The organism is Streptomyces tendae (assembly GCF_008632955.1).
Classification (GTDB): Bacteria; Actinomycetota; Actinomycetes; order Streptomycetales; family Streptomycetaceae; genus Streptomyces.
In genome coordinates this window covers 2,036,959-2,052,008 of the sequence record NZ_CP043959.1, presented here as the reverse complement: position 1 = coordinate 2,052,008, position 15,050 = coordinate 2,036,959, and the positions used below count along the sequence as shown (strand labels likewise).

9 protein-coding genes and 2 pseudogenes are annotated in these 15,050 nt (G+C 71.3%); 6 read left to right on the top strand and 5 right to left on the bottom strand.

Going from position 1 to position 15,050, the window contains the following annotated elements; translation table 11 throughout:
- Positions 1-66 precede the first annotated feature (66 nt).
- Positions 67-3,579 carry a methionine synthase gene (gene metH, locus F3L20_RS09560; RefSeq protein WP_150153825.1) on the bottom strand — a complete coding sequence of 1,171 codons (3,513 nt, stop codon included), beginning with the start codon at positions 3,577-3,579 and terminating at the stop codon, positions 67-69.
- A gap of 300 nt (positions 3,580-3,879) precedes the next feature.
- Between metH and F3L20_RS09555 the strand changes: the two are divergent.
- From F3L20_RS09555 to F3L20_RS09535, 5 genes and pseudogenes are all read left to right on the top strand, one after another.
- Positions 3,880-4,642: pseudogene (locus F3L20_RS09555) on the top strand (IclR family transcriptional regulator).
- Positions 4,643-5,043: 401 nt separating this feature from the next.
- Entirely contained in the window at positions 5,044-5,838 is a 795-nt protein-coding gene (locus tag F3L20_RS09550) for an MIP/aquaporin family protein (protein ID WP_150153823.1), read from the top strand.
- Positions 5,839-5,921: 83 nt separating this feature from the next.
- Complete coding sequence (gene glpK, locus F3L20_RS09545) at positions 5,922-7,460, top strand: glycerol kinase GlpK (protein ID WP_150153821.1); 1,539 nt, start codon at positions 5,922-5,924, stop codon at positions 7,458-7,460.
- Positions 7,461-7,467: 7 nt separating this feature from the next.
- Positions 7,468-9,084, top strand: a complete 1,617-nt coding sequence (locus F3L20_RS09540; protein ID WP_150153819.1) for a glycerol-3-phosphate dehydrogenase/oxidase — start codon at positions 7,468-7,470, stop codon at positions 9,082-9,084.
- Positions 9,085-9,339: 255 nt separating this feature from the next.
- Positions 9,340-10,284, top strand: coding sequence for a PAC2 family protein (locus F3L20_RS09535; RefSeq protein WP_150153817.1), 945 nt, complete (start codon positions 9,340-9,342; stop codon positions 10,282-10,284).
- A 130-nt stretch (positions 10,285-10,414) separates the two neighbouring features.
- Here F3L20_RS09535 and mshC read toward each other — a convergent pair whose 3' ends face one another.
- From mshC to F3L20_RS09515, 4 genes and pseudogenes are all read right to left on the bottom strand, one after another.
- Positions 10,415-11,644, bottom strand: coding sequence for a cysteine--1-D-myo-inosityl 2-amino-2-deoxy-alpha-D-glucopyranoside ligase (gene mshC, locus F3L20_RS09530; protein WP_150153815.1), 1,230 nt, complete (start codon positions 11,642-11,644; stop codon positions 10,415-10,417).
- A gap of 121 nt (positions 11,645-11,765) precedes the next feature.
- A complete protein-coding gene (locus F3L20_RS09525) occupies positions 11,766-12,599 on the bottom strand; it encodes an SCO1664 family protein (protein ID WP_206338880.1) in 834 nt (277 codons plus the stop codon).
- A complete protein-coding gene (locus tag F3L20_RS09520) occupies positions 12,563-13,153 on the bottom strand; it encodes a DUF3090 domain-containing protein (RefSeq protein ID WP_150153811.1) in 591 nt (196 codons plus the stop codon). Before F3L20_RS09520 ends, F3L20_RS09525 begins: the two co-directional genes overlap by 37 nt.
- An 87-nt stretch (positions 13,154-13,240) precedes the next feature.
- Positions 13,241-13,929, bottom strand: a pseudogene (locus F3L20_RS09515) (histidine phosphatase family protein).
- Between the two features lie 122 nt (positions 13,930-14,051).
- On the opposite strand from F3L20_RS09515, the gene corA reads away from it, so the two are divergent.
- On the top strand, positions 14,052-15,047 hold the full coding sequence (gene corA, locus F3L20_RS09510) for a magnesium/cobalt transporter CorA (RefSeq protein WP_150153809.1): 996 nt from the start codon (positions 14,052-14,054) through the stop codon (positions 15,045-15,047).
- The last annotated feature ends 3 nt before the right edge of the window (positions 15,048-15,050 follow it).

The window sequence follows — 15,050 nt, the reverse complement described above, 5'->3', positions numbered from 1 at the left end:
GACCAGTGTACGTCGTGCGCGTCGGACATGCCTGGTGTGACCGCTGGGGGCACCGGCGGGGGCCGGTCAGCGGGCGTTGAAGTACTTCGCCTCGGGGTGGTGGATCACGATGGCGTCGGTGGACTGCTCGGGGTGCAGCTGGAACTCCTCGGAGAGCTGCACGCCGATGCGCTCCGGCTGGAGCAGGTCGGCGATCTTGGCGCGGTCCTCCAGGTCCGGGCAGGCGCCGTAGCCGAGGGAGAAGCGCGCGCCGCGGTACTTCAGGGCGAACATGTCCTCCATCACGGCCGGGTCCTCGCCCGCGAAACCGAGCTCGGAGCGCACCCGGGCGTGCCAGTACTCGGCGAGCGCCTCGGCCAGCTGCACGGACAGGCCGTGCAGCTCCAGGTAGTCCCGGTAGGCGTTGGCCTCGAACATCCGGGCGGTCTCCGCGCCGATGCGGGAGCCGACGGTGACCACCTGGAGGCCGACGACGTCGGTCTCGCCGGACTCCTCCGGGCGGAAGAAGTCCGCCAGGCAGAGCCTGCGGCCACGGCGCTGGCGCGGGAAGGTGAACCGGGTGCGTTCGTTGCCCTGCTCGTCGAGGATGATCAGGTCGTCGTCCTTGGAGACGCACGGGAAGTAGCCGTAGACCACGGCCGCCTCCAGCAGGTTCTCCGTCTGGAGCCGGTCCAGCAGGCCGCGCAGCCGCGGCCGGCCCTCGGTCTCCACGAGCTCCTCGTACGTCGGTCCCTCGCCGGTCCGGGCCTGCTTAAGGCCCCACTGGCCCTTGAACAGCGCGCCCTCGTCCAGCCAGCCGGCGTACTCCTTCAGCTGGATGCCCTTGATCACGCGGGTGCCCCAGAACGGCGGCTGCGGCACCGGGTTGTCGGTGGACACGTCGGAGCGGACGCTGCCCTCCTCGGGCCGCTCCTCGATCTCCACGGTGGCCGCGCGGACCCGGCGCTGCCTCAGCTCGGGGAGCGTGGCGCCGGGGACGCCGCGCTTGATGCCGATGAGGGCGTCCATCAGGCGCAGGCCCTCGAAGGCGTCGCGGGCGTAGCGGACCTCGCCCTGGTAGATCTCGTGCAGGTCCTGCTCGACATAGGCGCGGGTGAGGGCGGCGCCGCCGAGGATGACCGGGTAGTCGGCGGCCAGGCCGCGCTGGTTGAGCTCCTCCAGGTTCTCCTTCATGATCACCGTGGACTTCACCAGCAGACCCGACATGCCGATCACGTCGGCCTTGTGCTCGTCGGCGGCTTCCAGGATCGCGGAGACCGGCTGCTTGATGCCCAGGTTGACCACGTTGTAGCCGTTGTTCGACAGGATGATGTCGACGAGGTTCTTGCCGATGTCGTGGACGTCGCCGCGCACCGTGGCCAGCACGATCGTGCCCTTGCCCGCCTCGTCGGTCTTCTCCATGTGCGGCTCCAGGTGGGCCACCGCGGTCTTCATCACTTCGGCCGACTGCAGCACGAACGGCAACTGCATCTGCCCCGAGCCGAACAGCTCGCCGACCACCTTCATGCCGTCCAGCAGGGTGTCGTTGACGATGTCCAGCGCCGGACGTGTCCGCAACGCCTCGTCCAGGTCGGCCTCCAGGCCGTTGCGCTCGCCGTCGATGATGCGGCGCTTGAGCCGCTCGTCCAGCGGCAGCGCGGCGAGTTCCTCGGCCTTGCCCGCCTTCAGCGACTTGGCGGTGGCGCCCTCGAACAGCTGCATGAGCTTCTGCAGCGGGTCGTAGCCCTCGGAGCGGCGGTCGTAGATCAGGTCGAGGGCGGTGGTCACCTCTTCCTCGCTGAACCGGGCGATCGGGAGGATCTTGCTCGCGTGCACGATCGCCGAGTCCAGGCCGGCCTTCACGCACTCGTCCAGGAAGACCGAGTTCAGCAGGATGCGGGCGGCCGGGTTCAGCCCGAAGGAGATGTTCGACAGGCCCAGGGTGGTCTGGACGTCCGGGTGGCGGCGCTTCAGCTCCCGGATGCCCTCGATGGTCGCCACGCCGTCCTTGCGGGACTCCTCCTGACCCGTGCAGATCGTGAAGGTCAGACAGTCGACGAGGATGTCCTCCTCGCGGATCCCCCAGTTCCCGGTCAGATCGTCGATCAGCCGCTCGGCGATCTCGACCTTCTTCTCCGCCGTGCGGGCCTGGCCCTCCTCGTCGATGGTGAGCGCGATCAGCGCCGCACCGTGCTCCCGCGCCAGCTCCGTCACCCGTGCGAAGCGGGACTCGGGGCCGTCGCCGTCCTCGTAGTTCACCGAGTTGATCACCGCGCGGCCGCCGAGCTTCTCCAGGCCCGCCCGGATCACGTCCACCTCGGTGGAGTCCAGCACGATCGGCAGCGTGGAGGCGGTCGCGAAACGGCCCGCCAGCTCCCGCATGTCGGCCACGCCGTCCCGGCCGACGTAGTCCACGCACAGGTCCAGCATGTGCGCGCCCTCACGGATCTGCTCCCGGGCCAGCTCCACGCAGTCGTCCCAGCGGGCCTCCAGCATCGCCTCGCGGAACTTCTTCGAGCCGTTGGCGTTGGTCCGCTCACCGATCGCCAGGTACGAGGTGTCCTGCCGGAACGGCACGCTCTGGTACAGCGACGCCGCCCCCGGCTCGGGCTGCGGCCGCCGCTCCGTCGGTGCCATGTCCCGCACCCGCTCCACCAGCCTGCGCAGGTGCTCCGGCGTCGTGCCGCAGCAGCCGCCCACCAGCGACAGCCCGTACTCCCGCACGAACGTCTCCTGGGCGTCCGCCAGCTCGGGCGCGGTCAGCGGGTAGTGGGCGCCGTCCTTCGTCAGCTCCGGAAGGCCCGCGTTCGGCATGCACGACAGCGGGACGCGGGAGTGGCGCGCCAGGTAGCGCAGGTGCTCGCTCATCTCGGCGGGACCGGTCGCGCAGTTCAGGCCGACCATGTCGATGCCCAGCGGCTCCAGCGCGGTCAGCGCCGCGCCGATCTCCGACCCCAGCAGCATGGTGCCGGTGGTCTCCACCGTCACCGACACGATCAGCGGCACCTGGAGGCCGACGGCCTCCATGGCGCGGCGGGCGGCGACGACGGACGCCTTGGTCTGCAGCAGGTCCTGGGTCGTCTCCACCAGCAGGGCGTCCGCGCCGCCCGCGAGCAGGCCCTCCGCGTTCTGCTGGTAGGCGTCGCGGATGGCGCCGAAGGTGGTGTGGCCGAGGGTGGGCAGCTTGGTGCCCGGGCCCATGGAGCCGAGGACCCAGCGGGGCCGGCCGTCGCGGCCGGTGAACTCGTCCGCCGTCTCGCGGGCGATGCGGGCGCCCGCCTCGGACAGCTCCAGAACACGCTCGGGAATGTCGTACTCGCCCAAAGCGGTGAGGTTGGCGCCGAACGTGTTGGTCTCGACGCAGTCGACGCCCGCGCCGAAGTACTCGGAGTGGACCGAACGGACGATGTCCGGACGGGTCACGTTCAGGATCTCGTTGCAGCCCTCGAGGTTCTGGAAGTCCTCGAGAGTCGGGTCCTGGGCCTGCAGCATGGTGCCCATGGCCCCGTCGGCGACCACCACACGGGTGGCGAGCGCCTCTCGGAGCGCGGACACGCGGGTCCGGCTGTCGGTGGAAGGGGTCAGCGGCAACGAGGCCATGAAAAGGGCTCCCTCAGGTGCGACGGCTGTCGGCTTTGCGGCTGCCCGGGAAAGTCACCTGTTCGAGCTTCCCCGGCAGGGCGCACGCCGTCAGGGTATCCGGGACCGACCCCTCGCGTCGGGGGCGTCCACGGGGCGGACGAAGATGGCCGGGGGGCGACGGTCGGCGCGGGGGTGACCCGACCGATCATGACCGACCATTAGCGAGAGGTCGGCATGGACCGGTAGTGTTCGGCATTGCCGAACACCGGCAGCGGACGTCGCGCGTCGACGCTCGAAGGGGACGGAGGCAGTACGGCGATGGCACGGAACATCCAGTCGCTCGAACGGGCGGCGGCGATGCTGCGCCTGCTCGCGGGCGGCGAGCGACGACTCGGCCTGTCGGACATCGCCTCCTCGCTGGGCCTCGCCAAGGGGACCGCCCACGGCATCCTGCGCACACTCCAGCAGGAGGGGTTCGTCGAGCAGGACGAGGCCTCCGGCCGCTACCAGCTGGGCGCCGAGCTGCTGCGCCTGGGCACCACCTACCTGGACGTGCACGAGCTGCGGGCCCGCGCCCTGGTGTGGACGGACGACCTGGCCCGCTCCAGCGGCGAGAGCGTCTACCTCGGGTGCTGCACCAGCAGGCGTGCTGATCGTCCACCACGTCTTCCGGCCCGACGACAGCCGGCAGGTGCTGGAGATCGGGGCGATGCAGCCGCTGCACTCCACGGCCCTCGGCAAGGTCCTGTCGGCGTACGACCCGGTCGCGCACAGCGAGGCCCTGGAGGCCGACCGCAAGGCGTTCACCGACCGCACCGTCTGCGACCCGGACGCCTTCGAGCACCTCCTCGACCTCACCCGCGCCCGGGGCTACGCGGCGGACGTGGAGGAGACCTGGGAGGGTGTGGCCTCCCTCGCCGCGCCGATCCACGACCGGCGGCGGATGCCGGTGGGGGCGGTCGGCATCACGGGGGCGGTGGAGCGGCTGCGCCGGGACGGCGAGCTGCGGTCCGAGCTGATCGCCGCGGTACGGGACTGCGCCCGCGCGGTGTCGCGGGACCTGGGCGCCGGACGCTTCTGAGCGGGCGGGCCCCCGCACCCCTCACGGATCACACAGGACCCGGACGCCTCAGGGGCGGACCCGGGTCGCAGTCGTGCGCGGGCGGCACCGGGCAGCGGCGGACACCGCCCGCACGCGCGCGGCGCCGCGCGACGGAGCCCGACCGGCCTTGGCGATCACGACCGCTTACAGCGGCTCTCGACGATCAATAACGATCGCACTTTCGACAACCAAGACCCTTGACGCATCCCTGGCACCGGGCAAGACTCCCGTCCATCGGTCGGCATTGTCGAACACCTACCGGCAATACGCGCTAGAGTGGGACAACGCCAAGGGCCGGCAACGCTCTCACCCCTGAGGGCGCCAATCCCCGGAGGGACCCGGGGGTCGGCTTCCCTGGACGAAGGACAAAGGAGTCGCGGGTGTCCAGCTCCGACATCTTCATCGGCGAGACCATCGGTACCGCCATACTCATCCTGCTCGGCGGCGGTGTGTGTGCCGCCGTGACGCTCAAGGCCTCCAAGGCCCGCAACGCCGGCTGGCTCGCCATCGCCTTCGGCTGGGGCTTCGCCGTCATGACGGCGGTCTACATATCGGGGCCGCTCTCCGGCGCCCACCTCAACCCGGCCGTGACCCTCGCGCTCGCCATCAAGGACGGCGGGTGGGCCAACGTTCCGACGTACTTCGCCGCGCAGATCCTCGGCGCGATGATCGGCGCCACGCTGGTGTGGCTCGCCTACTACGGCCAGTTCCACGCCCACCTCACCGACAAGGAGATCGTGGGCGGACCGGGTGCCCAGACGACCGCCGCCAAGGCCGTCGAGGCGCAGGAGAAGGGCGCGGGCCCGGTGCTCGGCGTCTTCTCCACCGGCCCGGAGATCCGGCACACGGTGCAGAACCTCGCCACGGAGATCATCGGCACCTTCGTGCTGCTGCTCGCCGTCCTCACGCAGGGCCTGAACGACGCGGGCAACGGCCTCGGCGTGCTGGGCGGTCTGATCACGGCGCTCGTGGTCGTCTCGATCGGTCTGTCCCTGGGCGGCCCGACCGGTTACGCCATCAACCCCGCCCGTGACCTCGGCCCCCGCATCATCCACGCCCTGCTGCCGCTGCCCAACAAGGGCGGCTCCGACTGGTCGTACGCCTGGGTCCCGGTGGTCGGTCCGCTGATCGGCGGCGCCATCGCGGCCGGCGTCTACAACGTCGCCTTCGCATAGATGACCGCATCGCCCTTCACCGCGATCGTTGTAGAAGCGCCGTACCCACTGCCCCGTAACCAAGGAACTTCCAGGAGCACACCGTGACCGACGCCCACACCGCCGGCCCGTTCATCGCCGCCATCGACCAGGGCACCACGTCCTCCCGCTGCATCGTCTTCGACCGCGACGGGCGCATCGTCTCCGTCGACCAGAAGGAGCACGAGCAGATCTTCCCCAAGCCCGGCTGGGTCGAGCACGACGCCACCGAGATCTGGACCAACGTCCAGGAGGTCGTCGCCGGCGCCGTCGCCAAGGCCGGCATCACCCGCGACGACATCAAGGCCATCGGCATCACCAACCAGCGCGAGACCACCGTGCTGTGGGACCGCCACACGGGTGAGCCCGTCCACAACGCGATCGTCTGGCAGGACACCCGCACCGACGCCCTGTGCAAGGAGCTCGGCCGCAACGTCGGCCAGGACCGCTTCCGCCGCGAGACCGGCCTCCCCCTCGCCTCCTACTTCGCCGGCCCCAAGGCCCGGTGGCTGCTCGACAACGTCGACGGCCTCAAGGAGCGTGCGGAGGCGGGCGACATTCTTTTCGGCACCATGGACACATGGGTCATTTGGAACCTCACGGGCGGAGTGGACGGCGGCCGGCACGTCACCGACGTGACCAACGCCTCCCGCACCCTGCTCATGAACCTGCACACCATGCAGTGGGACGAGCGGATCGCCGAGTCGATCGGCGTCCCGATGCCGATGCTGCCCGAGATCCGCTCCTCCGCCGAGGTGTACGGCGAGATCACGGGCGGCAAGCTGGGCGACCTGCTCGGCGGCATCCCGGTGGCCTCCGCCCTGGGCGACCAGCAGGCGGCCCTGTTCGGCCAGACCTGCTTCGCCGAGGGCGAGACCAAGTCGACCTACGGCACCGGCACCTTCATGGTGATGAACACCGGCGACAAGCTCATCAACTCCTACAGCGGCCTGCTGACCACGGTCGGCTACCAGATCGGCGACCAGAAGCCGGTCTACGCCCTGGAGGGCTCGATCGCCGTCACCGGTTCGCTGGTGCAGTGGATGCGCGACCAGATGGGCCTGATCTCCACCGCCGCGGAGATCGAGACCCTGGCGCTGTCCGTCGAGGACAACGGCGGCGCCTACTTCGTACCGGCCTTCTCCGGCCTGTTCGCCCCGTACTGGCGCTCCGACGCCCGCGGTGTGATCGCCGGCCTCACCCGGTACGTCACCAAGGCGCACCTCGCGCGCGCCGTCCTGGAGGCCACCGCCTGGCAGACGCGGGAGATCGCCGACGCCATGACGAAGGACTCCGGCGTGGAGCTCGCCGCCCTCAAGGTCGACGGCGGCATGACCTCCAACAACCTGCTGATGCAGACCCTCGCCGACTTCGTGGACGCCCCCGTGGTGCGCCCGATGGTCGCCGAGACCACCTGCCTCGGCGCCGCCTACGCCGCCGGCCTCGCCGTCGGCTTCTGGAACAGCACCGACGACCTGCGCGCCAACTGGCGGCGGGCCGCCGAGTGGACCCCCCGCATGGACGCGGACACCCGCGACCGTGAGTACAAGAGCTGGCTCAAGGCCGTCGAGCGGACCATGGGCTGGCTCGAGGACGAGGAGTAGAACCGCCATGACCACCGAAGCCACCCTGCAGTCCGTACCTGCCCTGGGGACGCACCCGGCGTCCGGCTCGAACCCGAGCCGCGCCGAGACCCGGGAGCAGCTCTCCAAGGCGTCGTACGACCTTCTCGTCATCGGCGGCGGCATCCTGGGCATCTCCACCGCCTGGCACGCCGCGCAGTCCGGTCTCAGGGTGGCTCTGGTGGACGCCGGCGACTTCGCCGGAGCCACCTCCTCCGCCTCGTCCAAGCTGCTGCACGGCGGTCTGCGCTACCTGCAGACCGGTGCGGTGAAGCTGGTGGCGGAGAACCACTTCGAGCGCCGTGCGGTCTCCCGTCAGGTGGCCCCCCACCTGGCGAACCCGCTCACGTTCTACCTCCCCGTGTACAAGGGCGGGCCGCACGGCGCGGCGAAGCTCGGGGCCGGCGTCTTCGCCTACTCGGCGCTGTCGGCCTTCGGTGACGGTGTCGGCCACCTGCTGTCGCCGGCGAAGGCCGCGCTGGACGTGCCGGAACTGCGCACCGACAACCTCAAGGCCGTGGCCGTGTACGGCGACGACCAGATGAACGACGCGCGGATGGCGCTGATGACGGTCCGCGCGGCGGTCGAGTCGGGCGCGGTCGTCCTCAACCACGCCGAGGTGACGGGCCTGCGCTTCACCAAGGGCCGGGTCACCGGCGCCGACCTGCGCGACGGTCTCTCCGGGGACGAGTTCGGCGTCAACGCCCGGCTGGTACTGAACGCCACCGGCCCGTGGGTGGACCACCTGCGCCGCATGGAGGACCCGGACGCCGCTCCGTCCATCCGGCTGTCGAAGGGCGCGCACCTGGTCCTGAAGCGGACCGCCCCGTGGAAGGCCGCGCTGGCCACGCCGATCGACAAGTACCGGATCACCTTCGCCCTCCCCTGGGAGGACATGCTGCTGCTCGGCACCACCGACGAGGAGTACGAGGGCGACCCGGCGGACGTCGCGGTCAACGAGAAGGACATCGCGCAGATACTCGACGAGGCCGCGTTCTCCATCCGCGACCAGCAGCTCGACCGTGACCTGATCACGTACTCCTTCGCCGGTCTGCGGGTGCTGCCGGGCGGTCCCGGCGACACGGCCAAGGCCAAGCGGGAGACGGTCGTCACCGAGGGCCGCGGCGGGATGCTGTCCGTCGCGGGCGGCAAGTGGACCACGTTCCGTCACATCGGCCGCACGGTGATGCGCAAGCTCCAGGAGCTGCCCGGCCACCCGCTGGGCGAGGACTTCGAGCCGATCGGCGCGCTGCCGAAGAAGCTGCCGCTGCCGGGTGTGGCCAACCCGCGTGCCGTCGCCCACCGGCTGCTGGTGGACGGCCCGGCGCCCGGCCCGCGCATGGCCGCGGACACCGCCCGGCACCTGGCCACCCACTACGGTTCGCTGGCGTTCGACATCGCCCGGCTGGCGAACGAGGACCCGGCGCTGGCCCGCCGTGTCCACCCGGACGCGCCGGAGATCTGGGCGCAGGTCGTGTGGGCCCGGGACCACGAGTGGGCCGAGACGGCCGACGACGTGCTGCGCCGCCGTACCACCCTGACGATCCGCGGCCTCGCCACGGACGAGGTCCGGGCGGACGTGCAGGAACTGCTCGACAGGAAGTGACCGGTCCGCCCCCGGCTCCCCTCCCGGGAGCCGGGGGCGGCGGCCGTCCACGTCCCGGCCGGAGCGGCAGGCGGACGCGTGGGGTGACGCTCCGTTTTCCCGGTGCTGTGCGGGGCAGTGATGGGGCACTCCCCTTGCACGGGGCTGCGGGCGCCCCCGCGGACACGCCGTAAGGTTGGTGCGTACACGAGGGCACGTCGGAAGGAGGCGCTGGGTGATCGAGCTCGAGGGGTTCCCGAGCTGATCGACCCGGTCATGGTGGCCGCGTTCGAAGGCTGGAACGATGCCGGTGACGCCGCCTCCACCGCGGTCGCGCATCTGGACAGGGAATGGAAGGGCGAGGTGTTCGCGGCGCTGGACGCCGAGGACTACTACGACTTCCAGGTGAACCGCCCCACGGTGTTCATGGAGAACGGCGTGCGGAAGATCACCTGGCCCACGACGCGGCTGTCGGTGGTCCGGGTGGGCGGCGAGAAACCGCGCGACCTGGTACTGGTGCGCGGCATCGAACCGTCCATGCGGTGGCGTTCGTTCTGCAACGAGATCCTCGGCTTCGCGCACGAGCTGGGTGTGGAGCTGGTGGTGGTGCTGGGCGCGCTGCTCGGTGACACCCCGCACACCCGTCCGGTCCCGATCAGCGGGACCACGTCCGACGCGGACCTGGCGCGCCGGATGGATCTCGAGGAGACCAAGTACGAGGGGCCGACGGGCATCGTCGGCATCCTGCAGGAGGCGTGCACGCACGCGGGCGTGCCCGCGGTGTCGCTGTGGGCGGCGGTCCCGCACTACGTCTCGCAGCCGCCCAACCCGAAGGCCACGCTGGCTCTGCTGAACCGGCTCGAGGACCTGATCGACGTGCGGATCCCGCTGGGCGAGCTGCCCGAGGACGCGCGTGCCTGGCAGGTGGGCGTGGACCAACTGGCCGCGGAGGACAGCGAGGTCGCCGAGTACGTCCAGACGCTGGAGGAGGCCCGGGACACCGCCGAGCTGCCGGAGGCGTCCGGTGAAGCCATCGCGCGCGAGTTCGAGCGGTATCTGCGCCGCCGTGACGGGGCGTCGGGTCCGCCCGGCGGGCACGCCACCGCCGAGGGCTCGGAGGGGCCGTCGTACCGGCGGGACGGGCCGGGCGGCCGGTCGCGTCCGCCGAAGTCGCCCCGGCAGGAGACGGACCAGGACGGCGACGAGTCGCCGGAGGACTGACGAGACAAGCGTGGAGGGGCGCCCCGTTCCAGGAACGGGGCGCCCCTCCACGCTTGTCTCGCCGTCGTGCGCCAGGTGCGGACCCGCCCTGGTCGCTCGCGCAGTTCCTCGCGCCCTTGAGAAGGTTGTCCTACAGGGCGACGCCCAGGAGGGCGTCCACGGCCCGGGAGACCACGCCGGGCGCGCCGGTGTCGCTGCCGCCGCTCTGCTCCTGGAGCACGGTCCAGCGGTCGACGGCGGCCAGGGCGGCCGGTGCGTTCAGGTCGTCCGCGAGGGCGTCGCGGATCTCCTCGACGAGCGTCTCGGCGGGCGGTCCGTCGGGACGGGAGACGGCGGCGCGCCAGTGGTCGAGCCGGGTCACGGCGTCCCGCAGGACCTGGTCGGTCCACTCCCAGTCGGAGCGGTAGTGGTGGGCGAGCAGCGCCAGCCGGATCGCCGCCGGGTCCACGCCCTCGCGCCGCAGCCGGGAGACGAAGACCAGGTTGCCCTTGGACTTGGACATCTTCTCGCCGTGCAGGGCGACCATGCCGGCGTGCACGTACGCCTTGGCCATGGGGTACTCGCCGGTGAGCACCTGGGCGTGCGAGGCGCCCATCTCGTGGTGCGGGAAGACCAGGTCGGAGCCGCCGCCCTGGATGTCGAAGGTCATGCCCAGGTGGTCGAGGGCGATGGCCACGCACTCGATGTGCCAGCCGGGGCGGCCCCGGCCGAGCGAGCCGCCGTCCCAGCTCGGCTCGCCCTCGCGGGCGGCCATCCAGAGCATCGGGTCGACGGGGTTCTTCTTGCCCGGGCGGTCCGGGTCGCCGCCGCGTTCGGCGGACAGCAGCCGCATGGCGGCGGCGTCCAGGTGCGAGACCTGGCCGAAGTGCCGGTCGGACTCGACGGAGAAGTAGATGTCGCCGTCGATCTCGTAGGTCGCGCCGAGCTCACGCAGCCGCTCGACGATCGGGACGATGCCGGGTATGGCCTCGACCGCGCCTATGTACTGCCGGGGCGGCAGCATCCGCAGGGCCGTCATGTCCTCGCGGAACAGGGCGGTCTCGCGTTCGGCGAGCGCGGTCCAGTCGACGCCGTCGCGTTCGGCCCGCTCCAGCAGCGGGTCGTCGACGTCGGTGACGTTCTGGACGTAGTGGACCTGCCGCTTGTTGTCGAGCCACACGCGCTGCACGAGGTCGAACGCGTTGTACGTAGCCGCGTGTCCGATGTGCGTGGCGTCGTAGGGCGTGATGCCGCAGACGTAGAGACGGGCTACGGGACCGGGGTCGAGGGCGACCGGACCGCCGGTGGCGGTGTCGTGGATCCTCAGGTCGCGGCCCTGACCGGGCAGGGCGGGGACTTCGGAAGCGGGCCAGGCATGCATGTCATGAGCCTAACCGGACCCGAGTTCCGGATACGAACCGGAACGGGCCGTATGGCCGGGAAGGCGGTCTTGCGCGGCACCCCGCGGTGTGCCAGACCCGGCCGGGATCGGCGACGGGGCGTCAGACCGGGGGCCAGGGGATGGCCGGCCACCCGGTGCCCGGCTCCGGATGGGTCCCGGTGGTGAGCAGGGTCTCCACGCGGGCGCGGGTCGCCTCGATCTCCGCTGGGGTGATCAGCGAGGTCAGGACCGTGGTGAGGGGGCCGGAGGCGGCGAGGGCCTCCCTGAGGGTCTTGAGGACGTCCAGGGCCTCCCCGGTCAGCGGCTCCCCCGCCCAGCCCCACAGCAGCGTGCGCAGCTTGTTCTCGGTGTTGAAGGTGACCCCGTGGTCGATGCCGTACAGCGGGCCCTCCGCCGTGGGCAGCAGGTGCCCGCCCTTGCGGTCGGCGTTGTTGATCACCGCGTCGAGCACCGAGAGACGGCGCAGCCGGTCGTCGTCGGCGTGCACGAGCAGCGCGGTGCGGCCCTCGCCGACCTCGGCGAAGCCGATCGCCTTCCAGCCCGGTTCCGGTTCCTCGCCGTCGACCAGGGCGAGCAGCTCGTCGCCCGGCGCGGTCTCGATCCACAGCTGGCACATGCCCTCGCCGTACGGGCCGTCGCGCAGCACGGTGGGCGGCACCAGGTCCCAGCCGGTCGCCCGGGAGACCTCGTACGCGGCGACCTCGCGCCCGGCGAGGGTGCCGTCGGGGAAGTCCCACAGCGGCCGCTCCCCCGCGACCGGTTTGTAGACGCAGGCGGCCTCGCGGTCCCCGAGGGTGACGGTGCAGTACAGCGCGGCGTTCGACGCCTCACGGATGCGTCCGCGCACGGTCAGCTCGCCGCGGGCGAGCAGCTCGGCCGCGGCCGGGTCGGTGGCGGTCACGCTCCGCGGCGGTATCCGTTCTGGCGCGGACATACGTGTCCTTCCGGGTCGAGCGGGAGACTGCACAGCGGGCACGGCGGGCGGCCCGCGTTGACGACGTCCAGGGCGCGCTTGGCGAAGGCCCGCGCCTGCGCCCCGGTGAGGCGGACGCGGAGCATCGGGGGGCCGTTCTCCTCGTCCTGGAGCAGCCGCTCCTCCGCCTCGGCGAGGTCCTCCTCGGATTCGGCGTCCAGTTCGACCAGCGCCTGCGCCTCCACGATCATCCGCTGCTCCTCACCGTCCCAGGCGAGCGCCATGGTGCCGACGCGGAACTCCTCCTCGACGGGGGTGTCCAGCGGGGCGGTGTCGGTGATCTCGGTCGGTGCCATGGCGGGCACCGCCGCGCTGCCGCCGCTGCGCCGTACGACCTCGTCGAGCAGTTCGTCCATCCGCTCGGCGAGCGCCGCGACCTGCGTCTTCTCCAGGGCCACGCTGGTCACCCGGGAGCCGGCGGTGGCCTGGAGGAAGAACGTACGGCGCCCTGGCAGTCCGACCGTGCCGGCCACGAAACGTTCCGGTTGGTCGTAGAGGAACACCTGACGGGACACGTCCTGTCTCCATTGGAAGTCGGGGAACGGGCGAGGGATGGATGGGAACGCAAGTCTGCGGTCGCTTCACCCTACTGCGGGGAACGATCACGGTGCGCCCGCGTCGCCCCCCACGGTGGCGTCGCCGGCCGGCGGCTCCTCGCGCGGCGCCAGGGACGCGAAGTCGCCGGTGTCGCCGAGGCGCAGGAGAAACGGCCGCAGCCGGGTGTAACGGATCGCGGTGATGGAACACGGTTCGACGGAGATCCGCTGGAAGAGGTCGAGATGAAGTCCGAGGGCGTCCGCCACCAGAGACTTGATGATGTCGCCGTGCGAGCACATCAGATACACGGCGTCACCGCCGTGGTCGCGCTCCACGCGCGCGTTCCACTCGCGCACCGCCTCGGCGGCGCGCGTCTGCATCGCGCGCATGGACTCCCCGCGCCGGGAAAGGCCGCGGCCGACGGGTGCGACTGCACCACGTCCATCAGCGGCTCGTCCTTGAGTTCGGCGAGCTTGCGGCCCGTCCAGTCGCCGTAGTGGCATTCGCCGATGCGGTCGTCGGTGTGGTGGGTGAGGCCGGGACGGGCCTCCAGCAGCGGTCCGACGGTCTCCCGGCAGCGGTCGAGCGGGCTGGTGACGACCTCGGCCAGGGGCACCGGGGCGAGCCGTCCGGGCAGTGCGGCGGCCTGTGCGGTGCCGCGGTCGTCGAGGTGGACGCCGGGCGTCCAGCCGGCGAGCAGTCCCTCGGTGTTGGCGGTGGATCGTCCGTGCCGGACCAGGAGCAACGTGGGCATGCGGCCCAGGGTAGGCGCACCGGCGCGCGCGGTGTCCGGCGCGGGAGGGGAACCGGGCGGCCGCCGGGCATGGGAGCAGGACAGGACGGCAGGGGACCTGCCGGGAAGGGAGGACACGTTTCGTGATCGTCGATTGTGGCGTCTACCGGGAGGGGCACCGGTCGGAGGGCCCCAAGGACTTCTCCGACGCACTGGACGAGGCACGGTCGGCGGGAGGTTTCGTCTGGATCGGGCTGCACGAGCCGACGGCGGAGGAGTTCGACCTGGTCGCCCGCGAGTTCGGGCTGCATCCGCTGGCGGTTGAGGACGCCCTCAAGGCGCATCAGCGGCCCAAGCTGGAGGTCTACGACGACTCGGTGTTCGTGGTCCTGAAGCCGGTGGTGTACGAGCCGGACAGCGACACCGTCTCCTCCGGAGAGATCATGATCTTCCTGGGCGACTCGTTCGCGGTGACCGTACGGCACGGGGAGGGTGCCCCTCTGGACGCGGTGCGGGACCGGCTGGAACGGGAGCCGGAGCTGCTGGACGAGGGTGCGACGGCGGTGCTGTACGCGGTCGCCGACGCCGTGGTCGACCACTACCTGGAGGTGGCGACCGAGCTGCAGACCGACCTGGAGGAGCTGGAGACGGAGGTCTTCACCCCCGACGCGGGCGGTTCCCGCAAGACCGCGTCCCGGATCTACGGCTTCAAGCGGCAGATCCTGGAGTTCCGCCGGGCCACCGTGCCGCTCGCGACGCCCATGGCCCGGCTGGCGGGGGCCGGCACGTCCGGGGCGCGGGTGCCGTTCGTCGAGGACGGGGCGCGGCCCTACTTCCGTGACGTCCATGACCACCTCACCCGGGTGAACGAGTCGGTGGAGGGCCTGGACCGCCTGGTCTCGGACGTCCTGTCGGCGCACCTGGCGCAGGTGGGTGTGCAGCAGAACGACGACATGCGGAAGATCTCCGCCTGGGCGGCCATGGCCGTCGTCCCCACGATGATCGCGGGGATCTACGGGATGAACTTCGAGCACATGCCCGAGCTGCACTGGAGGTGGTCGTATCCCGTGGTGATCGCGGCGATGGCCGCCCTGGAGGTGCTGCTGTTCCGCACCTTCAAACGCCGGGGGTGGCTGTAGGGC

Coding starts and splice junctions, on each gene's coding strand:
- F3L20_RS09540 (WP_150153819.1), top strand. CDS start 7,468: ATGACCACCGAAGCCACCCTGCAGTCCGTACCTGCCCTGGGGACGCAC.
- F3L20_RS09525 (WP_206338880.1), bottom strand. CDS start 12,599: ATGTCCGCGCCAGAACGGATACCGCCGCGGAGCGTGACCGCCACCGAC.
- metH (WP_150153825.1), bottom strand. CDS start 3,579: ATGGCCTCGTTGCCGCTGACCCCTTCCACCGACAGCCGGACCCGCGTG.
- mshC (WP_150153815.1), bottom strand. CDS start 11,644: ATGCATGCCTGGCCCGCTTCCGAAGTCCCCGCCCTGCCCGGTCAGGGC.
- F3L20_RS09535 (WP_150153817.1), top strand. CDS start 9,340: ATGGTGGCCGCGTTCGAAGGCTGGAACGATGCCGGTGACGCCGCCTCC.